25 protein-coding genes are annotated in these 21,624 nt (G+C 59.7%); 7 read left to right on the top strand and 18 right to left on the bottom strand.

Features of this window, described 5'->3' with window-relative positions; translation table 11 throughout:
* Positions 1–20: 20 nt before the first annotated feature.
* Positions 21–2,219 carry a phosphoribosylformylglycinamidine synthase subunit PurL gene (gene purL, locus HCG46_RS01210; protein ID WP_055655071.1) on the bottom strand — a complete coding sequence of 733 codons (2,199 nt, stop codon included), beginning with the start codon at positions 2,217–2,219 and terminating at the stop codon, positions 21–23.
* Between the two features lie 533 nt (positions 2,220–2,752).
* On the opposite strand from purL, the gene HCG46_RS01205 reads away from it, so the two are divergent.
* A complete protein-coding gene (locus HCG46_RS01205; protein WP_168684191.1) occupies positions 2,753–3,730 on the top strand; it encodes a cyclase family protein in 978 nt (325 codons plus the stop codon).
* A gap of 97 nt (positions 3,731–3,827) precedes the next feature.
* Here HCG46_RS01205 and HCG46_RS01200 read toward each other — a convergent pair whose 3' ends face one another.
* The 4 genes from HCG46_RS01200 to HCG46_RS01185 form a co-directional block, all read right to left on the bottom strand.
* The gene (locus HCG46_RS01200) at positions 3,828–4,793 is read right to left on the bottom strand and encodes a calcium/sodium antiporter (protein ID WP_168684189.1); all 966 of its coding nucleotides are present in this window, start codon (positions 4,791–4,793) and stop codon (positions 3,828–3,830) included.
* 126 nt (positions 4,794–4,919) lie between these two features.
* The gene (locus HCG46_RS01195) at positions 4,920–5,432 is read right to left on the bottom strand and encodes a hypothetical protein (protein ID WP_168684180.1); all 513 of its coding nucleotides are present in this window, start codon (positions 5,430–5,432) and stop codon (positions 4,920–4,922) included.
* Positions 5,433–5,537: 105 nt separating this feature from the next.
* A complete protein-coding gene (locus HCG46_RS01190; protein WP_168684178.1) occupies positions 5,538–6,008 on the bottom strand; it encodes a hypothetical protein in 471 nt (156 codons plus the stop codon).
* A gap of 23 nt (positions 6,009–6,031) precedes the next feature.
* The gene (locus tag HCG46_RS01185) at positions 6,032–7,543 is read right to left on the bottom strand and encodes a PLP-dependent aminotransferase family protein (RefSeq protein ID WP_023000876.1); all 1,512 of its coding nucleotides are present in this window, start codon (positions 7,541–7,543) and stop codon (positions 6,032–6,034) included.
* A gap of 102 nt (positions 7,544–7,645) precedes the next feature.
* Here HCG46_RS01185 and HCG46_RS01180 point away from each other — a divergent pair, with 102 nt between their 5' ends.
* A complete protein-coding gene (locus HCG46_RS01180; protein ID WP_209009262.1) occupies positions 7,646–7,885 on the top strand; it encodes a DUF1127 domain-containing protein in 240 nt (79 codons plus the stop codon).
* A 123-nt stretch (positions 7,886–8,008) separates the two neighbouring features.
* Here the strand turns inward: HCG46_RS01180 and HCG46_RS01175 are convergent, their stop codons facing one another.
* Entirely contained in the window at positions 8,009–8,545 is a 537-nt protein-coding gene (locus HCG46_RS01175) for a peroxiredoxin-like family protein (RefSeq protein ID WP_023000878.1), read from the bottom strand.
* Positions 8,546–8,652: 107 nt separating this feature from the next.
* On the opposite strand from HCG46_RS01175, the gene HCG46_RS01170 reads away from it, so the two are divergent.
* Complete coding sequence (locus HCG46_RS01170; protein WP_023000879.1) at positions 8,653–9,453, top strand: AraC family transcriptional regulator; 801 nt, start codon at positions 8,653–8,655, stop codon at positions 9,451–9,453.
* A 694-nt stretch (positions 9,454–10,147) separates the two neighbouring features.
* Here the strand turns inward: HCG46_RS01170 and HCG46_RS01165 are convergent.
* From HCG46_RS01165 to purC, 6 genes are all read right to left on the bottom strand, one after another.
* Positions 10,148–10,402 carry a DUF2164 domain-containing protein gene (locus tag HCG46_RS01165; RefSeq protein ID WP_006932460.1) on the bottom strand — a complete coding sequence of 85 codons (255 nt, stop codon included), beginning with the start codon at positions 10,400–10,402 and terminating at the stop codon, positions 10,148–10,150.
* A 19-nt stretch (positions 10,403–10,421) separates the two neighbouring features.
* Complete coding sequence (purQ, locus tag HCG46_RS01160) at positions 10,422–11,087, bottom strand: phosphoribosylformylglycinamidine synthase subunit PurQ (RefSeq protein ID WP_023000880.1); 666 nt, start codon at positions 11,085–11,087, stop codon at positions 10,422–10,424.
* A gap of 18 nt (positions 11,088–11,105) precedes the next feature.
* Positions 11,106–11,213, bottom strand: a complete 108-nt coding sequence (locus HCG46_RS28490; protein WP_023000881.1) for a phosphoribosylformylglycinamidine synthase-associated small membrane protein — start codon at positions 11,211–11,213, stop codon at positions 11,106–11,108.
* A 28-nt stretch (positions 11,214–11,241) separates the two neighbouring features.
* Positions 11,242–11,484, bottom strand: coding sequence for a phosphoribosylformylglycinamidine synthase subunit PurS (purS, locus tag HCG46_RS01150; protein WP_168685526.1), 243 nt, complete (start codon positions 11,482–11,484; stop codon positions 11,242–11,244).
* Positions 11,485–11,590: 106 nt separating this feature from the next.
* Positions 11,591–12,130 carry a hypothetical protein gene (locus HCG46_RS01145; protein WP_055655057.1) on the bottom strand — a complete coding sequence of 180 codons (540 nt, stop codon included), beginning with the start codon at positions 12,128–12,130 and terminating at the stop codon, positions 11,591–11,593.
* 121 nt (positions 12,131–12,251) lie between these two features.
* Entirely contained in the window at positions 12,252–13,016 is a 765-nt protein-coding gene (gene purC / locus HCG46_RS01140) for a phosphoribosylaminoimidazolesuccinocarboxamide synthase (protein ID WP_006932454.1), read from the bottom strand.
* A 307-nt stretch (positions 13,017–13,323) separates the two neighbouring features.
* Here purC and HCG46_RS01135 point away from each other — a divergent pair, with 307 nt between their 5' ends.
* From HCG46_RS01135 to HCG46_RS01125, 3 genes are all read left to right on the top strand, one after another.
* Positions 13,324–13,647, top strand: coding sequence for a DUF1476 domain-containing protein (locus tag HCG46_RS01135; protein ID WP_023000884.1), 324 nt, complete (start codon positions 13,324–13,326; stop codon positions 13,645–13,647).
* A gap of 220 nt (positions 13,648–13,867) precedes the next feature.
* Positions 13,868–14,674, top strand: a complete 807-nt coding sequence (locus HCG46_RS01130; protein ID WP_168684176.1) for an aldolase/citrate lyase family protein — start codon at positions 13,868–13,870, stop codon at positions 14,672–14,674.
* 185 nt (positions 14,675–14,859) lie between these two features.
* On the top strand, positions 14,860–15,075 hold the full coding sequence (locus HCG46_RS01125) for a hypothetical protein (protein WP_168684174.1): 216 nt from the start codon (positions 14,860–14,862) through the stop codon (positions 15,073–15,075).
* 6 nt (positions 15,076–15,081) lie between these two features.
* Here HCG46_RS01125 and HCG46_RS01120 read toward each other — a convergent pair whose 3' ends face one another.
* The 5 genes from HCG46_RS01120 to purB all read right to left on the bottom strand — a co-directional run bounded on the left by HCG46_RS01120 (position 15,082) and on the right by purB (position 19,196).
* A complete protein-coding gene (locus HCG46_RS01120; protein WP_075284787.1) occupies positions 15,082–15,636 on the bottom strand; it encodes an alpha/beta fold hydrolase in 555 nt (184 codons plus the stop codon).
* Between the two features lie 229 nt (positions 15,637–15,865).
* Positions 15,866–16,381: a BA14K family protein gene (locus HCG46_RS01115; RefSeq protein ID WP_082444564.1), complete on the bottom strand. Its 516-nt coding sequence runs from the start codon at positions 16,379–16,381 to the stop codon at positions 15,866–15,868.
* A 94-nt stretch (positions 16,382–16,475) separates the two neighbouring features.
* On the bottom strand, positions 16,476–17,225 hold the full coding sequence (locus HCG46_RS01110) for a metallophosphoesterase family protein (protein ID WP_168684172.1): 750 nt from the start codon (positions 17,223–17,225) through the stop codon (positions 16,476–16,478).
* Positions 17,226–17,228: 3 nt separating this feature from the next.
* On the bottom strand, positions 17,229–17,630 hold the full coding sequence (locus HCG46_RS01105) for a DUF4260 domain-containing protein (RefSeq protein ID WP_168684170.1): 402 nt from the start codon (positions 17,628–17,630) through the stop codon (positions 17,229–17,231).
* 237 nt (positions 17,631–17,867) lie between these two features.
* Positions 17,868–19,196, bottom strand: coding sequence for an adenylosuccinate lyase (gene purB, locus HCG46_RS01100; RefSeq protein WP_023000891.1), 1,329 nt, complete (start codon positions 19,194–19,196; stop codon positions 17,868–17,870).
* A 158-nt stretch (positions 19,197–19,354) separates the two neighbouring features.
* Here purB and HCG46_RS01095 point away from each other — a divergent pair, with 158 nt between their 5' ends.
* Positions 19,355–19,837: an NUDIX domain-containing protein gene (locus HCG46_RS01095; protein WP_031269247.1), complete on the top strand. Its 483-nt coding sequence runs from the start codon at positions 19,355–19,357 to the stop codon at positions 19,835–19,837.
* Positions 19,838–19,855: 18 nt separating this feature from the next.
* On the opposite strand, the gene HCG46_RS01090 is transcribed toward HCG46_RS01095, so the two are convergent.
* Complete coding sequence (locus tag HCG46_RS01090) at positions 19,856–21,433, bottom strand: APC family permease (RefSeq protein WP_023000893.1); 1,578 nt, start codon at positions 21,431–21,433, stop codon at positions 19,856–19,858.
* Positions 21,434–21,624: the final 191 nt, after the last annotated feature.

Raw genomic sequence — 21,624 nt, 5'->3', positions numbered from 1 at the left:
GTTCCTGAAGGTCAAACGGCTTATGCCGTTGCCATGTAATTCGGGAACCAATCTTCGTGCGCTTTTTTCAAGTTTGCAACGGATATGGTGAGAATGCCCTCAACAGTCAAATCCGTGCCACCGGTGGTGCCGATTTGTTGAACGTCGATACCGCCGTCCAGAATGTCTTCCAGAACGGCTTCCACCTTGTCCTGGGAAACGGTGACGACGTAGCGTCCCTGGTCTTCACCGAAGAGCGCGGCATGGGCCGGACCATCGATCTTGACCGTTGCGCCGATGCCGCTGGACATCGCCATCTCGGCGAGAGCGACACCCAGGCCGCCGGAAGAAATATCGTGCACAGCCGTCAGACGGGCCGCGCCGATGAGCTGGCGAACCAGCGTGCCACGGCGCTTTTCTGCCGCCAGGTCGACCGGCGGCGGAGCGCCTTCCTCGCGACCCAGAATATCTGCGAGATACTGGGATGCGCCCAGATGGGTGCCCTTGCCACCTATGAGCAGGATTGCGTCACCTTCGTTTACGAAGGCCGCACCTGCGCGCACCGTGACGTCCGGAAGCAGTCCGACACCGCCAATGGCCGGGGTCGGCAGGATCGCTTCGCCATGGGTCTCGTTGTAGAGCGACACGTTGCCGGAGACGATCGGGAACTCGAGTTCCCGGCAGGCTTCGCCGATGCCTTTGATGCAGCCGACGAACTGGCCCATGATTTCCGGCTTTTCCGGGTTGCCGAAATTCAGGTTGTCGGTTGCAGCCAGCGGTTCGGAGCCGACGGCGGTCAGGTTGCGCCACACTTCGGCAACGGCCTGCTTGCCACCTTCAAACGGGTCCGCCTCGCAATAGCGCGGTGTCACGTCAACAGAGAAGGACAGGCCTTTGCGGGTGCCTTCCACGCGGATGACACCGGCATCACCGCCCGGCGTCGCGGCCGAATTGCCCTGGATCAGCGTGTCGTATTGTTCATAGACCCAGCGGCGGGACGAGCCGTTGGCGTTGCCGACCAGGGTCTTGAGAGCTTCGGCATAGTCTGCCGGTTCCTCGATTTCGGACGCGGACAGAACGGGGCGCTTTTTCGGCTCGACCCAGGGACGGTCATATTCGGGAGCTTCGTCACCGAGTTCCTTGATCGGCAGATCGGCGACGACTTCGCCCTGGTGCTTGACGATGAAGCGCAGCGTGTCGGTGGTCTTGCCGACGATGGCGAAGTCGAGGCCCCATTTCTTGAAGATGGCTTCGGCTTCGTGTTCCTTTTCCGGACGCAGAACCATGAGCATGCGCTCCTGGCTTTCCGAAAGCATCATTTCGTAGGCGCTCATCTGTTCTTCGCGCACCGGCACCTTGTCGAGGTCCAGCTCGATGCCGAGGTCGCCGCTGGCGCCCATCTCGACGGCGGAACAGGTAAGACCGGCCGCACCCATGTCCTGGATGGCGATGACCGCGCCGGTTTCCATGAGCTCAAGGCAGGCTTCCAGCAGGCATTTTTCGGTGAAGGGATCGCCAACCTGAACGGTGGGGCGCTTTTCTTCGATCGTATCGTCGAATTCCGCCGAAGCCATGGTCGCGCCGCCGACGCCGTCACGCCCGGTCTTGGCGCCGAGATAGACGACCGGCAGGCCGACGCCTTCGGCCTTGGCCAGGAAGATCGCATCCGATTTTGCAAGGCCTGCCGCAAAGGCGTTGACCAGGCAGTTGCCGTTGTAGCGGGCGTGGAACTCGACTTCGCCGCCGACTGTCGGAACGCCGAAGGAGTTGCCGTAGCCGCCAACACCGGAAACGACGCCGGAAACGAGGTGACGGGTGCGCGGATGATCGGGTTCGCCGAAGCGCAGGGCATTCATGGCTGCAACCGGTCGCGCGCCCATGGTGAAGACGTCACGCAGGATGCCGCCGACACCGGTCGCAGCGCCCTGATAAGGCTCGATGTAGGACGGGTGGTTGTGGCTCTCCATCTTGAAGACCACGGCCTGGCCATCGCCGATATCGACCACACCCGCGTTTTCACCCGGGCCCTGAAGCACGCGCGGACCTTCGGTCGGCAAGGTCTTCAGCCATTTCTTGGAGGATTTGTACGAGCAGTGCTCGTTCCACATGGCTGAAAAGATGCCCAGCTCGGTGAAGGTCGGCTCGCGGCCGATCAGTTCCAGGATGCGCTCATATTCATCCGGCTTCAGACCGTGGGAAGCAATCAGGTCGGGCGTGATCTTGATGTCGTTCGGGATCATGACGTTTCACTGTTTTTGGCCAGTGTGTCTGGCCAATGGGTGGGGCCGCGACGGCACGGGCAGACGATGATGCCGCCGTTTAGCAGATTGTCCCCCAATTTGGGAGCCTTGCGGTGCAAAGAAATTCGACAAATTTGATCGCGGGCGATGCGATTGGCCTTGCAGACGTTCTTCCACCTGACAGCGCAGTGCATTCCAACCGGCGCAAGTTCGAATTCAAGCCCGGTATCAAGGCAAAATACGGTTCGTAAAAGTCTCACCGGCAAAGCGGAGATGGCTGCAATGCGGGTGTTTCAGTGCATTTGGTTGCAGTCTTGACAGATTTGGACGATTGTCCTAATTCGAATTTAGGGCAATTGTCCTAATCGTGCTGGCGCGTTCGAATGCGCCCGTTCTGAAAACCGAAAACCCTGTCAGGCAATCCGTCCTGCTGAAACGTGGTGGAGCAATCCTCCACGAACGGAATCGCCTTGCCGGTCGTTCCTGCATGCACGGGGTTTTGAGAGGAAGGAATTCCACTGGTGAAAGACTTGATGAATCAGACCCGAAAGCATTTTGCCGCTACGCTCATGGCCGCGACCCTTGCCGGTTCACCGGTTTTCGCGGAAGGCGAACAGGTGGGTGAAAGTCCATGGGGACCGGAAGACGAGATCGGCACGCTGAACATGATGAGCGATGCCTCCCGGTTGGAGATCTTGCAGCGCATCGATACGGGCAAGATTTATGATCTCGGTGTTGATCTCTTTGTCGGCATGCCAGATTGTTGCAGTGCCGCCTTCGGCGATCCGACCTACCAGATGATGATGCTTCATACGCCGGCGCGCGGGGATGGCAGCGAGGAGCTTCTTTCCCATTCCAGCGAAGCGATTTCGATGAATACCCACACGGGAACCCATATCGACACGCTCAGTCACTTCGGGCTTCACGGGAAAATCTGGAACAACGTTAGCGCCGACGAGGCGCAGGGCGCGCGCGGGTGGGCGAAATCGGGTGCGGACAAGTATCCACCCATCATTGCGCGCGGCGTGCTGATCGACGTTGCGAAGGCCAAGGGTGTGGATGTGCTGCCGGCGTCCTACGCCATTACGGTGGATGATCTGAAAACCGCGCTGGATGTGCAAGGAACCAGCTTGCAGGAAGGTGATGTGGTGCTCATTCGTACCGGCCAGATGCAGCATTGGCCGGACAGGTCGAAACTGGCGCTGTTCAGCCAGTCAGGGCTTGGCCTTGATGCGGCAAGGTGGCTGGCCGAGGAGCAAAAGGCGATGGTGCTGGGCGCGGATAACCTGGGTCTGGAAAGTTTCCCGTCCACCAACCCGGACAATTTCGCACCTGTCCATTCCTATCTGCTGGCGCAGAAGGGTGTCTCGTTTATCGAGCTCTTGTGGCTGGAAGACCTGGCAAAAGACGGGGTGCATGAATTTGCCTTCATCACCTCGCCGCTGAAACTGCGTGGCGCCACCGGCTCGCCGATCCGCCCGATTGCGGTTCCGATCAGAAGCAGTCGTTGAAGTTGTCCTTCTGGCCGGTGGAGCAAAAGCCTCCACCGGCTTGGGCGGGCAGGAGAAGATCTTCCTTTTGCAGTAGGGCTGGCTTTTTTGAGGAGGTTTACCCGAGGGCGTTGTGGAGGACGTAACCTGTATAGCCGGCATAGGCCAGGAGCATGATGGCGCCCTCGCGCCGACAGATACGGCCGCCTGTCATGGCAAAGACCAGAAGGATCACTGTAGCTCCCAACAAGACCCAGATGTCGAAGCTCATGATTTCCTGCGGGACCTGGAGGGGGGTGATAACCGCGGTAATGCCCAGAATGCCCAGGATATTGAAGAGGTTGGAGCCAAGGATGTTGCCAAGAGCAATATCTGTCTGACGCTTGAGAGCTGCGATCACCGAGGTGACCAGCTCAGGCAGGGACGTGCCGACCGCGACGATTGTGACGCCGATAACCGCGTCGCTGATGCCCGCAGCCTGCGCAAGGCTGGTTGCCCCGGACACCAGAAAGTGTGCTCCGCCAAGGATCATTACCAGTCCGCCAAATGCCATTGCCAGATTGAGTAGCAGGTTCAGCTGTCCGGTTTTGGGAGCGACCAGCTGGACTTCCCCCCTGTGCAGCTCCGCCGAAGGCGTATGCGTGCCTTTTTCCATCCGGTAGGTGACAACAAGATAGACCGCCAGTGCGAGTATCAGGACCAGGCCTGCTTCCTGTCCAATCAAGCCGGACAATGCAAGGCCCGTGAAAGCGAGAGCTGCCAGAGCGTTGGCCGGACCGTCGCGCAGCAACGCTTTGGGGTCGACCAGCAATGGTGAGATGACGGCCGTCAGCCCCAGAATGAGCAGGATATTGGCGATGTTCGAGCCGGCGACATTGCCGACAGCCAGGCCGGCAGACCCGTTGAGTGCCGCCAGCACGCTCGTCATCAGTTCCGGTGTCGACGTGCCGAAGCCCACAAGGACCAGGCCGATCAGAAGTTCGGAGATGCCGAAGCGCTTTGCAAGGCCGACGGAACCGCGCACAAGCACGTCACCACCGGCCACGAGGAGAACCAGGCCGAGCGCAATTTCAAAGACAGTCATTTTGGAGATCCCGAGGACACGTCGCTGGCAGATGGTGTGCCGGGTTGCACCGCACAATGGCTTTTGAGGTGCCGCGCACACTTTTTTCGCGCGATAGCAAAAGGACTTCTCGAGGCGGCTATCGGTCTAGCCCTTTGGCACCGGCCGGATATCCGGATTGACGTGATACCCGGGGCCGATGGTAAGCGGTTTTGCCGGCATCGCCTTCGGCGCGACACTGGATTTGAGACCCTTTTCGTGACGCTCTATTTCCTCGCCCGTTTTTGCGTCGATGACATGAAGAACTGCCGCATAGGTGCGTTCGGCTTCAACATCGCTGAGGGACGGTGTTTCGAAGCTGTAGTTGCGCTTGGCGTGGGAAACGGCCTTTTCGACCTCGATCTTGCCACCTTGCGGGCTTTCAAACTCGGCAATGAGCCGGGTGCCAAGGGGCAGGGGTTTTACGAGGCCAACCGTAATGCCCGCCCGAATGTCGGCGATGCGGTAGTTGTAGATGAAGCCACCGCCGGTGATTTCGGCGAAGCTGGCGCTTTCCAGGATGGACTGATTGTAGCGGTAGACGGTTCCGAAGACGGCAATGCAATAGACAGCCGCTGCCACGCCGGCCAGTTTCACCCACAAAGGCACAGACCCTGTCATCACAACCTCCCGGTAGTCGGTTCACATTGTCAGCAGCGCTGGTGCAGGACAAGGAAAACGTGTTTCCGTATCGAGCGATGTGAGGCAGGCAAACCGGCGGATTGCTTACCTGCGGAGAGCGTTGCCGTTGCCATTGCGCCTCAGGCAGTCCTCGATCGCCTCGACGAACTCCGCACCGTAAAAGGACACTCGTCTTTCATTGCCGTTTCCCGTCACAGGAACTGAAAGCGTCAGCGTTGGTGCAAACCAGAGATCGCGGCGATATGCGTCCGAGACTGCGGTCCAGGGGATGAGTATCGGCTTGTGGCCGATCCTGAAGACAAAGATCGGGTACAAGTGGAGCCCTGCATCGGACAGGGTCACATCCACGCTATTGCGGTAGTTGCCGAAGAGACCGAAGCGGATGGTGCGCCAGTTCCAGGTGCGGCCTTCCGGCTTCCGGTTTGCCGGGTAGGCTTTTGCCAGTCCCGCCCAGCCACCTGTATGGGCAATGACAAAGACGATCACGGACCAGAACAGGCCGAAGACGACTGCGAAGGCTGGCAGGATCAAGAAGAGCAAGCTGGTTTCAGACATGTTTCTCCGCCTTCAGAGGGTCGCTATTCGAAACTGTCGTAGCAGGCGCCGCTGTCCTCCAGCAAATTTTGCAGGATCAGCAGACCCTTCGCGGTTTCCTGCCGGGTCATCGGGTTGGTGATGCCGATACGAACGCGGTGATAGACCTTGCCGGATCGGCCGGTCTTGAACTCGTCTTCATCGTCAATCAGCACATTGGCGGCAGCGGCCGCCGCCTTGAAAGTGCCGGAGAGCCAGGGTTCGGGAAGCTTCAGCCAGAGAAACGGCGCGTCGGCGGCGGCAAACATGTCGTAGGCGCCGAGATATTTCTGCACCAGTTCGAAACGGGCGGAGACTTCCGCGAGGATTTTCTGGCGGAATTCGTCGGCAGCGCCGGACAGAACCAGCCGGGATGACAGTTCCGACAGGAGAAAGGATATGCCGCCGGTCAGCATCTTGTGGGCGGTGTAGATCCGCTGTGCATGAGACAGCGGGCTGGAAACCCAGCCACCGCGCACGCCTGCCGTCACGGACTTGGACAGCGAGCCGACATGAAAGGTACGCTCCGGTGCCAGTGCGGCGAGCGGGGGCGGCGAGGTTTCGCGCAAGGAACCGTAGACCTCGTCCTCGATGATCCAGAGATTGTATTGGCGGGCGATGGTCACAATGTCCGCACGGCGCTGTTCACCCATCATGCCGAGGGTCGGATTATGCATGGTCGGCATCACGAACAGCAGCTTCGGGTGTTTCTGCGCGCAGACCCTTGCAAGATCTTCGGGCAGGGGACCTTCGTCGTCCCGCGCGATCTGCACCGGCCTGCGGCCGGAGAGAGCCGCGCCACGGGCGATCGAGCTATAGGTCAGTTCCTCGAAGGCGACCTGATCGCCAGGCGCGGTCGTTGCCGCGATGATTGCCATGATTGCCGCCTGGGCACCCGTCGTCGGCACGATGCTGCCTTCCGGCGGCTGCCAGCCGGCACGGGACAGCCAGATCCGCCCGGCCTGGCGCCAGCTTTCCGGCACGGAACGGGTATAGCTGGCAATTTCGTAAGGAGCATCACGGGTGATGTCTGCCGTCAGCCTTCCGATGACGCCGGCCTGGCCGATCTCGGGAGCGGATGTGCTGTCGAAGCGGATTGCCTCCGGCGAAGGCACCATGACCCTGGTGCCGCCAAAGGCGACATCCTTAGGCATGTGCATCGCGCCCTGGGTCCACGAAGAGGCGGACATGTCATGCGCGGCGGAGCCGTTGGTCTGCTGTGTCGGCCGGTCAAGGTTCGGTTTGGTGTCTTCTTCGAGTGACGGTTCATAGGTGCTGCCGAGCACGAATGTGCCGCGCCCGACTTCGCCGCTGACGAGGCCACGCTGTCGGATCAGGGCGTAGGCGCGTCCTATGGTGCCGACAGTGACACCCAGATCATACGCAAGGTCGCGCTGCGGCGGCAGTTTGGAACCGGCACCAAGCGCGCCAGTGGCAATATCCTCGGCGATGCGGTCCGCCAGCCGGATGTAGAGGGGCCCTTGGCCCTCGGGAATCTCTGGGTGCCAATTTGTCATGGTGACAATTTAATATATTGCATCCCGAATGGAGTCAATTCATATGATTGTAGCGCAACAATGCGCCCAATTGATGCAATTGTCACCCTGGAGATGTCTCAAATGAGTTCAATCGAAACAATATCCGGGCGCCCGATATCGCGGCTCCGGATTCCCGGCGGTTTTACCAAAACGGCTTTCAGCTATCTGAAGGATTGGTTTGTCAGGCGCCGGACCCGCCTGGAACTTCTGGAATTGTCAGACGCGGCCCTTGAGGACCTCGGACTGACCCGGGAAGCTGCGCTTGCCGAGGCAATGCGCCCCTTCTGGGATACCGAAAGCCGGCGCAAGGGCTGGTATTGATGCGGAGATCTTTGGCGATCCCCCCAAACAAGGACCTGCTACCCCTGGCGAGTCTTTGTTGATGCCGGACACGATGCAGCCCGTGTCCGGCATCCTTGTTTTCAATTCCGTATCAAGGTGCCGTCAGACCGCGCCGGTATATTCGCCGCGTGCCGGATAGTCGTTCTTCTGAACGAAATCGAGTGCACCGACCATTTCCTGGAAGTGCGGACGCACGAAAGGCATGGTCTGGACGGAGGCGAAATAGAGCGTGCCGTCCGGTCTGACAAGAAAGACGCCCGGTTCGGAAAACAGCGCAGGCTCCTCGATGCCGATCGAGGTGGTGCCGCGGCTGGTTGAAACATAAAGTCCCCATTCCCTCGCAACACTCAGCGGCAGGCCGTAGCCAAAGCGCAGATCGGCATGGCCGACCTTTTCCGCCATCTTTTCCGCACGGTCCTTGTCGTCCGACGAAATTGCGATCGTCTTGACGCCCTTGGCCGCGAAGTCGGCGGTCAGACGGCCGAGTTCCTTGAGGTAAGTGGCGCAGATCGGACAATGAAGGCCGCGGTAGAACACTACCAGCGTTGCAAAGTCGGCGTTATCCTTGGACAGATCAAAGGTGCCGGAGCTCAGGGTTTCGACCGTGAGGCCGGGTACCGGTTGGCGTGGAACGAGCATGTTTTCCTCATTTGGCTAGGCAAGGCTTCACTTTTCCCTGCGGATGGCTGTAAGGTAGTGAACGCAAGCGCTATAAACATTCAAAAAATATGCTCAGGAGTACGGAAATGTCGGTCCCATATCGCACGTCCTTTAATGGAAGGCTGGACCGGCTGTCTTCGCTCATCGACCGGCTCCGCGTGCAGGTGGACATTTCACTGGCAGCGGACGGGAGCGAAAGCGATGCCAACCTGAGGGTCTATGACAGTCCTGAGAGAGGGCTGAGACTGGTTTTCTGCCCGGAGCGGGACGGATCTGCCGTGCGTGCCGGCATGGAAGCAGCCCCCGACGAAACGTCGCTTGTCGCTGCCCGGATCACGATATCAGGTGTCGGCAGGCAGCTGGTCAGTGCCTTGCCGGACTGCATTTCAGTGCCGATGTCGGAAGATCCATATCTGACCGCTGTCGTGACGCCGCTGATCGAGGAGGCGACCATGCCCAGGTGCGGTGGGCAGGCTGCCTTCCAGCGTTTGTGCGAAGTGGTGGTGATCCGCCTGTTGCGCCATGCCATGGAAGAGGGCAAGGCCGATACCGGCCTCCTGAACGGTCTTGCAAACCCGCGGATCGCAGCCGCTCTGGTGGCAATCCACGAGGTGCCTGGAGAACACTGGACACTGGAAAAACTGGCCGAGACCGCCGGCATGTCACGCACCCAGTTCGCGGTTACGTTCAAGGAACTCGTCGGGACGACACCCATGGGTTATCTCTCGAACTGGCGGTTGGATATTGCCCGCTCGGAGCTGGAAACGGGCAGGCAGGTCAAGGCCGTCGCGAGCCTCTGCGGCTTCGCAAGTCCTGCGGCCTTTTCCAGGGCCTTCTCCCGCCGTTTTGGTTATTCCCCCAAACAAAAGCGCAGCCAGGCGGCCTGAACCGTCTGTTCGCTGTGCCCCACTAGCCCCTGTTTTTGTCATCCCGGTTTGGCGCAAAGCGCCAAGACCGGGATCCAGTAGTCGTGGGAGCTGGCAGGATAATGCGATGTGACCAAGGCAGCCGGTTACTGGATCCCCGCCTTCGCGGGGATGACAAGGAAGGTTAGGGCGGCTCGGGTTCGTGAGGTTCTGGCGGATTGGAGCGCGTGTAGGTACCGCATTCACTGATCGATGGTCGGGCTACAGCGACTTTCCCAACCCCGCTTGTCATCCCGGTTTGGTGCGCAGCGCCAAGACCGGGATCAAGTAGTCGCGGGCGCTGGCAGGATAATGCGATGTGACCGAGGCAGCCGGTTACTGGATCCCCGCCTGCGCGGGGATGACAAGGGAGGTGGAGGGCGGCTCGGGTTTGAGAGGTGCTGGCGGATTGGAGTGCAGGAGGTACTGCTTTCGCTCATCGATGGTCAGGCTACAGCGACTTTCCCAACCCGCTTGTCATCCCGGTTTGGCGCAGAGCGCCAAGACCGGGATCCAGTAGCTTTCAGGGCTGAGGGAATGGGCAAAGCGGTCCAGGCGGTCGGTTACTGGATCCCCGCCTGCGCGGGGATGACAAGGAGGCTGGGGGTAGGGTGCGCCCGGCGCAGCGGAAATCAATGTGGACGGTACGAACCAACGCCACGTCGCCCAGTGCAGCTCAACCGCGATCCTGAACCGGTTTTTCCAGGGCGTAGAGTTCGTCGTTGATGTCGTCGACCTTGCGGGCAAGCAGCGCCTGGGCGTCCTTGAGGCCGAGGTTGTAGAACCTGGCCCCGAGGGATGGTGTCAGGAAATCGATCAGCAATTCGGCATCCATGTTGCCGATGTCGATGTCCAGGTCTGTTTCGAGATAATGCTTGATCTCGGAGGCGAGGCGGGTTCTGGCGTCCTTGTCGAGTGTCAGGTCCGTCATGTCCGCCTCCCGGATGGCTTCAGGCTGCTTCCAGCAGGCTTTCGAACAGGAGGCGCCCGTCGAGGCCGCCATTGAGCGGCTCGATCAGGTTTTCCGGGTGCGGCATCATGCCCAGAACGTTGCCTTTGGCATTCATGATGCCGGCAATGTTGTTGATGGAGCCGTTCGGGTTGGTGTCGCCCGCATAGCGGAAAACGACCTGGCCGTTGTCTTCGATCTGCTTCAGCGTGTCAGCGTCGGCGAAATAGTTGCCGTCGTGATGGGCAACCGGGCAACGCCAGACCTGACCTTTTTCGAACTTCGAGGAAAACCTCGTCGCGGTGTTGACCGTTTCCATCAGGACTTCGCGGCAGACGAAGGTGAGGCCGGCGTTGCGCATCAGGGCGCCGGGAAGCAGGCCAGCCTCGGTCAGGATCTGGAAGCCGTTGCAAACGCCAAGGACGGCGACGCCGCTGTCGGCCTTGGCAACAAGGTCCTTGAGGATCGGGGAGCGGGCTGCAATTGCACCGGAGCGCAGATAGTCGCCGTAGGAAAAGCCGCCGGGAACAACCACAAGATCCACATCCGGCAGGGTGCTTTCCGTGTGCCAGACGCTCTGCGGCCTGGTGCCGGTGATCAGTTCCAGTGCGTGGAACATGTCACGGTCGCGGTTGGAGCCGGGGAAAACGATGACTGCGGTTTTCATGTGGGCAATCCAGTCGGTTCAGAGCAGAACAAGTACGGCTATCAAGGCCGCGATTGCGGGCACCAGGATGAATATCGCCGCTTTGGTGGCCATGAAGATCAGGGCCGTGCGGGTATCGTCATCCATCGGTGGTGCCCCGGTGTCGAAGTTTCGGTCAGGCGATCTCGATCGCGTAGTTCTCGATGACGGTGTTGGCGAGCAGCTTTTCGCACATCTGCTCCAGTTCAGCCTTGGCGGCTTCCTTGTCGGTGCCGGTCAGTTCGACATCGAACACCTTGCCCTGACGAACAGAGCCGACGTCACTGAAGCCGAGGCCGCCGAGCGCGCCTTCGATGGCTTTTCCCTGAGGATCGAGAACACCGTTTTTCAGGGTGACGATCACACGTGCTTTCATGATTGGGATCCCCGCAGCAGACTGCAGATTCTGCAGTTGAATGACTTTGGGGCTCCCCATACACGAGGAGCCCCATTTGCGAAAGGCCTGTGTGCAGAAAACCTGCGATTTACGGCAGGCGTTTGATCGTTGTCTGCTTCAGGAAGCGGTCGAGATTTGTCTTTGCCCTGGAGCTTGATGTCGCAAAGGAGGCAACGGTGCTGCCGCGGTCGTTTTGAATGATGATGCGTGCGGCAACATAGACGTTGCCTTTGTCCGTCCGGTACCTGGCAGTCATGTCGAAGCCGGAATAGGATTTGGTGACGACTCGGCGATTGGTTTTGAGACGGACCTGCCCCTTCGAGGCCACGTTCGCAATGTTGCCAACGGCATTCATCAATTCGGCAGAGATCAGGTTTTGCCGGATGGCCGATTCCGTGTCGCCCTTGACCTCGATCGGACCCACAACGACAACTTCAGGCGATTTGCAGGTGGATGGCAGACAAACATAGACGGCCTTGTTGCCGTTCTGCTTGCTGGCCCAACCCTTGGGTGCAAAGCTGGAAGATATGCTGCCGGGCTTCAGGCCCGTGGTTTGACAGGCTGCAAGAAAGCCGCACAGAAGTGCAATCGATACGGCTTTGAAAATGAAAGAAAATCTAAAAGACATAACGCCCCCTCGTTGAACAAGGGGGCGTCATAGTTTGCAATACCTTTGGTTGCAATACTGACGTTAGGGCCGTTAGCGGCGATTGCGCCGGCCTGTGTCAATACTGCATCAGCAGCGCGTCTTACTTGACCAGGGTCGGTCCGGAGCCCGCCGGACGCTCGCTGGTGATCATGATCCCCAGCCGCTTGGCAACTTCCTGGTAGGCTTCCAGCATCCCGCCCATGTCGCGGCGGAAGCGGTCCTTGTCCATCTTGTCGTTGGTTTCGATGTCCCACAGGCGGCAGCTGTCCGGGGAAATCTCGTCGGCGACGACGATGCGCATCATGTCGCCTTCGAACAGACGGCCACATTCGATCTTGAAATCGACAAGACGGATGCCGACGCCCAGGAACAGGCCGCACAGGAAATCGTTGACGCGGATGGCAAGCGCCATCATGTCGTCCAGTTCCTGCGGGGTGGCCCAGCCAAAGGCGGTGATGTGTTCTTCGGCGACCATCGGGTCGTTGAGCTCATCGTTCTTGTAGTAGAACTCGATGATGGAACGCGGCAGCTGCGTGCCTTCTTCCAGGCCCAGACGAGTGGCGATGGAACCGGCGGCGACGTTGCGCACGACCACTTCCAGCGGAATGATCTCGACTTCCCGGATCAGCTGTTCGCGCATGTTGAGGCGGCGAATGAAGTGAGTCGGGATGCCGATGGCATTCAGATGATTGAAGATATATTCGGAAATCCGGTTGTTGAGCACGCCTTTGCCGTCAACAATCTCGTGTTTCTTGTTGTTGAAGGCAGTCGCGTCGTCCTTGAAGTGCTGAACCAGGGTTCCCGGTTCCGGACCTTCGTAAAGGATCTTGCCCTTACCTTCGTAAATGCGCCGGCGGCGGTTCATAGGCTATACCGTATCTTTTAGAGAAACCTTTGACGGAACTTGCTTACCTTGTCTGAAAATCCACCGGGACGTTTGTCGTCAACCGGCCGATGCTTGAAGGCAGCAGGCCCTGTTTTGCGGCGCGGAACTTAACCGAAGCCGGGCAAAAGTACAATCTTATGTTTCCGGAGAGTTCGCAGGGCGGTTATGCTTTTGACGCATGAGTGTACGTACTGCGTTGATTTGATCGGCTTGCGGGGATATGCAAGAGACCAAATCAGCCCCATATGGGGGGAAGTGCATCAGCGCAGTTCAGGAGACGATGAGTATGAGCACATTCGACAAGCGCGAGCAGGGGTTTGAAAACAAGTTTGCGCATGACGAGGAGCTGCGGTTCAAGGCAACCGCACGCCGCAACAAGTTGCTGGGTTTGTGGGCGGCAGGTCTTCTGGGCTTTGAAGGCGAGAAGGCCGACGAATACGCCAAGGAAGTTGTCCGGGCCGATTTCGAAGAGCCGGGCGAGGAAGACGTTTTCCGCAAGCTTCGCGAAGATTTCGACGCAAACAAGGTCGAGCAGTCCGATCATCAGATTCGTCGCACCATGGACGAACTCATGCACACGGCTGTCGACCAGTTGCAGAAAGAAGGCTGATCGAAGCTTTCTTCGATTGTCAGTTTCAAACGCCCGCCGGAAACGGTGGGCGTTTTTGTTTTGACGGGCATGATGATTGGCAAGTTGGGGCTTTTCCGGCCTGGAAGAAGAAAATCCCCATCTCCCTTTGCGTCAACCAAGCTCCCAGAATTGCAAAAACAGCGCTTGCGGTTGTGTCGGCAGACGGATTTGATACCTCCTCTATCGGAGGAGACGACCCGTGTCAGATAATGCCTTTCTTGCCGACAAGTTGCGTTCCGGAAAAGCCGTCATTACCGGCTGGTCCCAATTGTCCGCGCCCATGGTTCCGGAGTTGTTTGCGCGCTCGGGATACGAGGCGGTTACGCTCGATCTTCAGCACGGCATGTATGATTTTGCATCGGCGTGCGAGGCGATGGCAGCCATTGCTCTTGCCGGGGCGCACCGCATCGCCCGCATTCCCGTCGGTGACAACGCCCTTGCGGGACGGCTGATCGACATGGGGGCCGATTGCATCATCGCGCCGATGATCAATTCCCTTCGGGACGCGGAAACCTTTGCGCGGGCTGTCAAGTATCCGCCGATCGGCGACCGCAGCTGGTCGCCGTTCCGGGCAGCCATGCTGAGCGGCCAGACGCGGGACCAGTATCTCGAAAACGCCAATGCCCAGACCCTTGCCTTTGCCATGATCGAAACCCAGGACGCGATCGACGCGCTGGACGAGATCCTGAGCGTCGACAGTCTTGATGGCGTGTTTGTTGGTCCGAGCGATCTTTCCCTTGCGCTGTCGAAAGGCGCTTCGCTCGATCCGAACGGGGCACATACCGGCGAAGTTGCCGGTGAGATTGCGGAAAAGGCGCTCGCGGCCGGGAAACTTGCCGGGATATTCTGCCTCAACGCCGACAAGGTCGAGGAAGCCTATAATCAGGGGTTCCGGTTGATGTCACACGGCGTCGATACGCTCTTTCTTGATCATTCCGCCAGGGCGGCGCTCAAGGAAGTGGCCTGGCTGGCGGAGCAGGGCACGAGACCCGCCGCCGGATATTGATTTGCTCTTCTTGCGGAAGCTTGACCTGGGTCAATGTTATAGTTTCGATATTGCGAAAGTATTCAGGTATCGAAACCGCGACGGTTCTGAGCTTCAACGACAAAGTTGATTATGTCTCATAATCAACCACTGTTGCCGCTGTAGCTCAGGACGGAGAACCGCCGCTTTCCCGATGGGAGATCCTCATGTGGAAACTGGCAATGATCCTGTTCATCATCATCGGCCCGACGCTTGCCGGCCTTGGTGCACTGGTTCCGTTATCGATCTACGGTGTCGGCTCATTCAATGCTCTGCTTCTGGTCGGCGGCGCGGCGACAGGCGCCGCGATCGCCATTCCGGTGAGCTATTGGGTGGCCACGCGCCTCGGAGCGTTGATGGACGCTTCCTCTGCACGGACCTGACAGCCGTCAGCCGAGCTTCTTCATGAAATGGGCAAAGGACATCATGCCTTCCGGCCACGGGCCGTGGCCGCTTTCCAGGTTGATGTGACCGGCGGCTCCGGCGTCCTGGAAGGTGGTGCCCCAGACCTTGGCGAAATGCTCGGCACGGGCGTAGTCGCAATATGGGTCGTCCCGGCTGGCGACAAGGTGCGCGGGGAAGGGCAACGGATGTTCGGGAATGGGCTTGAAGTCCCCGCCATCGAATTCCGCCACCAGCCCCTCGCGGTCCCAGTCGGAAGGAGCAACGAGATAGGCGCCGGCAATCTTGTCCTTCAGCGCATGGGCACCGTGGGCAACCAGGATGCAGCCAAGCGAGTGTGCGACAAGCACAACGGGCCGTTCGGCGGCATCAACCGCTTTCACCAGCGTTTCCAGCCATTCCTTCTTGCTCGGACGATGCAGCTCTGCCTGTTTCACGACCCGGGCTGTCGGCATCTTGTCGCGCCAGCGCAACAGCCAATGGCCCGGCAGCGTCTGACCGTAACCTGGAACAAGCAGAATATCGGTGTCTGAAATTTTCACGGGCTACACCTTTTGCGTGGCTGTCGAAGATGTGCCGCTGTCTCGCAGTTTTTCCGGGCGCTTGTCAATCGCGGCAAGGAAGGTGACGGATGTTCGGAAGGCTGGAAAAGCAACCAGAGGCCTTCGGATCTCAGCGCCGTTTGCGTTCAAGCCTTCGGGCTGACGGCTGAGGCAAATGAAAGGAGCCGGCCCAAAGGACCGGCTCGATGTTTGTCGGCTTCAGCTTGAATCACGGTCCATAGGGCGAGACGCACACACGGCGTGGTCCGTGATAGGGCTGGAAGCTGTTGTCGCCAGGGCGGTAAGACCGATAACGCTGACCACACCACTGATAGTGCGCGGGGCTGTAGCCGCGGCCGTAGCGAGGCGGGGCGGCGTAGCGCGGGGGAGCTGCGTAGCGAGGTGGGGCCGCATAGCGGGGGCCGGGAGCAACGCCGAAGCCGAAGGCAAAAGCTGCCGGCGGGAACCACCAGCCGTTATACTGGCGATAGCCTTGGCGATATTTCCGGTAACCCCGGTGCCCGTTGTAATAGTGGCGTCCGTTACGATTGTTGTAGCCGCGATGCGGGTTATGACCTCTTCTGTGGTCGACCTTGAGGACGTTCGCCGGGGCTTCCGAGTGCGTCTGAACCGGCACCGGCGCGGTTTTGAGCAGCGGCAGCGGAGCGGCGAAGGCCGGCAAAGCCAGACTCACGGCAAGACCGCCGATAGCGGCGTGACTTAAAACGGATTTCCAGATCGACATCACATACTCCATGCTAATCATGGGTATAAAACGTGGAGCGCCCGGCTTCGTTCCCCGAAATGCTCATGCTCCGTCATTTGTGATCGCGAAGATCTCAGGAAAGTGGGCCGTAAAAACCGTGTTTCAGAGCCCGGGCCCAACCCGGTCGCCCGTTCTTTTCCGCCTCGGCGGAGGCTGTGTCCCAATCGTATGTCAGGATCTTTTCCTGAAAGTTCCATGCTCCGTGATTGTTTGTCATCAGGGCATAGCGGGCATGCGGACTGCCGGCCTCCATGACATGCCGGTGCGGATGGTCGTCTTCGTAGGACGGCAAGCCGACGCTGCCCGGATTGAGCAGGATCTGCCCGGTTTTCTGAAGTCGGATGACCCTGGGAATATGCGTGTGACCGCAGCAGATGACGGGAGCGGTTTCGCCCTTCAACTCGTCCAGCAAGGTCTGTTCGTCCGGCAGGTGTCCCTTCGGTCCCTCCACCTTTTCAGTCAGGTAGCGGTCATCGTTGTCCGGGGTGCCGTGGCACAGGAAAATCTCGTCCGTCAGGCGTATGGTCGGCTGACTTGTTGCCAGCCAGTCGCGGCTTGACTGGGAAAGACGCTCAGCGGCAAAGACGTCGGTCGGTCCCATTTTGTCGATCGGATCGTCCAGGACGATGCGGTCATGGTTGCCGCGAACAGTCGGCCAGGCAGTCTCACGCAGGATGGCGGCAGTTTCCTCCGGCCAGAGCGGACCGGAAATGCAGTCACCCAGATTGACGATCAGGTCCGGTGCTTCCAGTTTCAGGTCTGCAAGCACGGCTTCAAGGGCCAGGACATTGCCGTGAATGTCCGAGACAACGGCGATTTTCATGATTCAGCTATCCTGACGGCCGATCCGGCCAAGGTGAGTGATCTTGAACCCTTCAGGGCTCTTCAGGCCGTAGCCCAGAACCCGGTCGAACGCAATGTGGGCGGTCCAGATGATCGCGATTGGAGCAAAATCCCAGAAGGCGTAGGGATCCAGATCATAATCCGTGAGCAGGACGCCAAGCCCCATCAGGAGGGCCGGGCCGATGTAGGTGTGAAAGAGATTGTAGATCACGGCGCCAACGCGTGGATTGGCAAAATAGCCCAGCATCGACAGGTCGGGCACCAGAATGAGGATGACAAACGTCAGCCACGGCGCCCCTGTCCAGAAATAGAGGACCAGCGAAGCAATCAGGATAAAAAGCGCTTCGATGCGCTGCCAGGCAACAAGGGATTTTTCGCCGGACATCGCTTTACCTTCCGCGGAAAGAGAAGGGGAGGCCGATGCCTCCCCGAAGCCCGACTACAGACCTCGGATCGTCATCCCGGACGCAGCGAAGCGGAGATCCGGGATCGGGGAGCCGAGGTCTATCGGTCAAACTTCCTGTGCGAATACAAAATTCTGTGGCTCCCCGGTCCCGGCTCGCGCTTCGCTTGGCCGGGATGACGACGGAAAGCAAATTTACGCCGCCAAATGGCGGAAGCCTTACGCTTCGCCGAACACCCGTTCGAAGATCACATCGACATTCTTGGTGTGGTAGCCGAGGTCGAAGCGGTCGCGGATTTCTTCTTCTGACAGATATTTGCGCACATCCGCGTCATTCAGAAGTTCGGTCAGGAAGTCGACCGAGGCGGCCCCTGCCACCTGGTAGCTGTCCCACACCTTCATGGCGTTGCGCTGGACCAGACGGTATGCGTCCTCGCGCGACGAACCGGCCTGGGTGAGAGCGAGCAGGATACGCTGGGAATGCACGAGGCCACCGAGACGGTCCATGTTGCCGATCATGCGCTCCGGATAGACCAGCAGCTTGTCGATAACGCCGGTCAGGCGGGCCAGAGCAAAATCCAGGGTGATGGTCGCGTCCGGACCGATCATGCGCTCGACGGACGAATGCGAAATGTCGCGCTCGTGCCAGAGAGCCACGTTTTCCATTGCGGGAATGGAGAAGCCGCGGACGATACGGGCAAGACCGGTCAGGTTCTCGGTCAGGACGGGGTTGCGCTTGTGCGGCATTGCCGACGAGCCCTTCTGGCCCTTGGAGAAGAATTCTTCGGCTTCCAGAACCTCGGTACGCTGCAGGTGGCGGACTTCCGTTGCCACGCGCTCGATGGAGGAGGCGATCACGCCGAGGGTTGCGAAATACATCGCGTGACGGTCACGCGGGATCACCTGGGTGGAGACCGGTTCAGCCTGGAGGCCCATGGCCTTGGCGACGTGTTCTTCCACGGCCGGGTCGATGTTTGCGAAGGTGCCGACCGCACCGGAAATGGCGCAGGTGGCAATTTCCTCACGAGCTGCCAGCAGGCGCTTCTTGCAGCGGTCGAACTCTGCATAGGCTTCGGCCATCTTCAGGCCAAAGGTTACCGGTTCGGCATGGATGCCGTGGGAGCGGCCGATGCAGACGGTGTCCTTGTGTTCCATTGCCCGGCGCTTGATCGCGGCAAGCAGGGCGTCCATGTCGGCCAACAGCATGTCGGTTGCCTTGACCAGCTGGACGTTGAAGCAGGTGTCGAGCACATCGGACGAGGTCATGCCCTGGTGCACGAAACGGGCATCCGGGCCAACGATTTCCGCCAGATGGGTCAGGAAGGCGATGACGTCGTGTTTGGTCTCGCGCTCGATCTCGTCGATGCGGTCGATGTCGAACGTGGCGCTGCCACCCTTTTCCCAAATGGTCTTGGCCGCTTCTTTCGGAATGACCCCGAGCTCGGCCAGTGCGTCGCAGGCATGGGCCTCGATCTCGAACCAGATGCGGAACTTCGATTCCGGCGACCAGATGGCAACCATGTCGGGACGGGAATAGCGCGGGATCATCGGCGAATGGACCTCGTATGTGGAAAATCTGGCTGCGGAATAGCAGAGGGGCGCTGCCCCTTCAATGCGGAGACGCGGTTTTTGCTTGCAGCAAAGTGCCCGAATGTGAATTTTACGGTGCACACGAGCGCGATGCGACTGTCTTTGAGGAGACACGGATGACAATCTGGCGGCCGGCTAACACGATTGCGGTCAAGGCTCTTGCCCTGATCTGGCAGGATGACGCGCTGCTTCTGTCAGACGTGCGGAACGATACGGGACGTATCACCGGCATGCGGCCGCTCGGCGGCACCGTGGAGTTTGGCGAGCCCTGGCGCGATACGCTCCAGCGTGAGTTCCTGGAAGAACTGGGAGCAAGGATCACTCTGCTCGACGAGTATATCGTCATGGAGAACATCTACGATCATCATGGCGTGGCAGGCCACGAGATCGTTTTCCTGTGCCACGCCCATTTTACCGACAACAGCTACTACCGGACCGATACCATCGTTTACGAGGTGAATGATGACACGGTCGGGACAGCCCGCTGGATCACGCTTGACGAGCTGGCCGCCAAGGGTCTTGAGCTCTATCCCTCGGGTTTGAAGGACAAGCTGCCAGGGCAGGCGGGGAAACCCGTGCCGGGCCGTCGTTTCAGCTAGGCTGGATCCTGAAAGGCTTCACGCGCCGTCGCCGTATTCCATCCGCTCGTCAGCCTTTTCCTCGGCCATGTAGAGATCGAATTTGTCCTGGCGAAGGCGAAGTCGCACCGCAAGGATGTAGACCGCCACTGCCAGAGCAGAAACCACGGCGATATCCGGCCCGACCGGCAGGTAGCCCGCGCCGCCGCCGAAGGAACCAAGCCAGGAAATGAGCACAAGACCTGCAAGATAGGGAGCAAGCCAGGCCGCCTCGCGCCAGTCCAGGCTGTCGAAGCCGCCTCTGCTGTTGCGGTAGATCATCAGCAGGAAACCGATGACCAGGCAGACGCCCAGATGCAGCATGGTGTCCCAGCCGCTCCAGTAGATGATCAGGCTGGCGACGACGAAGGCAAGACACCCGGTGACAGGCGCGGCCGGCAGCACGAAGGCGCGCGGGGCGTCGGCCATCAGCTGGCGGAAGGCCAGCACGGCGACAGGGCCGACGACGAAAGACAACACGATGGATGACGTGTTGAGGGCGAGCACTTCGTTGAATGGCAGAATGAAGAAGAACAGAGCCGAGACAACGAAGTTGATCAGCAAAGCGAACAGCGGCACGCCGCGCGCCGAAAGCGTTTCCATGAACTTCGGAAAGAGACCGTTCTGGGCCATGGCAAGGCCGAGGCGGGCATTCGAGCCGACGGAAACAAGCGCCGAGGCAAAGCTGGAGATGCGGGCACTGCTGTCCAGAATGCTGACGATCCAGAGCGCGCCGACGGCGGTCGCAAGGGCCGCCATGGGGCCCAGCTCGCCCGGGAAGCTGAGCGCCGCCCAGCCTTGCTTGAGCTGTGACTGATCAAGGGCGCCTAGGAAGGCGAGCTGCAGCCCGCCGTAGATCAGCAGGCAGACGACCAGGCTGATCACCAGCGCCAGCGGCACGTTCACCTTCGGATTGCGGGCTTCCCCGGCCATATCGATCACGTGGCGGAACCCGATCAGGGCGAAGATCACGCCGCCGGTTGAGATCGCCGACAGGATGCCCTTCAGTCCCTCGGGGGCAAAGCCGCCGTATTCGCTGAAATTGGCGTATCGGAACTCGGAGGTGAGGATTACGGCGGCCAGTCCGGCCGGAACAAGGATCTTGACCCAGGTGAGCGCCGTGTTGAGACGGGCAAAGAAGCGGACGCCAAAGGCATTGAGAACCGTGAAGACCGCCAGCAGGACGCAGGCAACCGCCAGACCGGCAGGGCTGAGGAGTCCGTCTGACCCGTAAAGCCAGGGCGCAAGGCTCTTCGAGTAGCGCAGTACTGCCTCCACCTCGATGGTGGCGGTGGTGTTGTAGCCAACCCAGGCCGTCCAGCCCATTGTCATGGAGACGACCGACCCGTGGGAGAAATGCGGCACACGGCCGATGCCGCCTGCAACCGGCAGGATCGCCGCGATCTCGGCGAAGGTCGCGGCAAGAAGCAGCATCGCGAAGCCGCCAATCATCCAGGCGATGAGTGATGACGGCCCGGCAGCTTGCGCAGCCATCAAGGGCGCGAACAGCCAGCCAGATCCGAGAATTCCGCTGATTGCCACAAAGGTGAGGCTCAGCAGACCGATACTGCGTTGCATATGCGCCAAGACGATTCCCCCAGTCTTTAACGGGGGGAGCTTAACCGAGGGAATGTCTCGACGGAAAGACGCGTTGCGGAAGTAATTGCTTCGCGACCGGAAGTCGTGGGTGAAACGGGTACCTGTAGCCCATCTTTCGAGACGGACCTGACGGTCCTCCTCAAGATGAGGAAGTGCTTGTTGAAGGTCTG

Source organism: Labrenzia sp. PO1, assembly GCF_012273635.1.
GTDB classification, from domain to species: Bacteria; Pseudomonadota; Alphaproteobacteria; order Rhizobiales; family Stappiaceae; genus Roseibium; species Roseibium algicola.
This window is presented reverse-complemented; position numbering and strand designations above follow the sequence as displayed.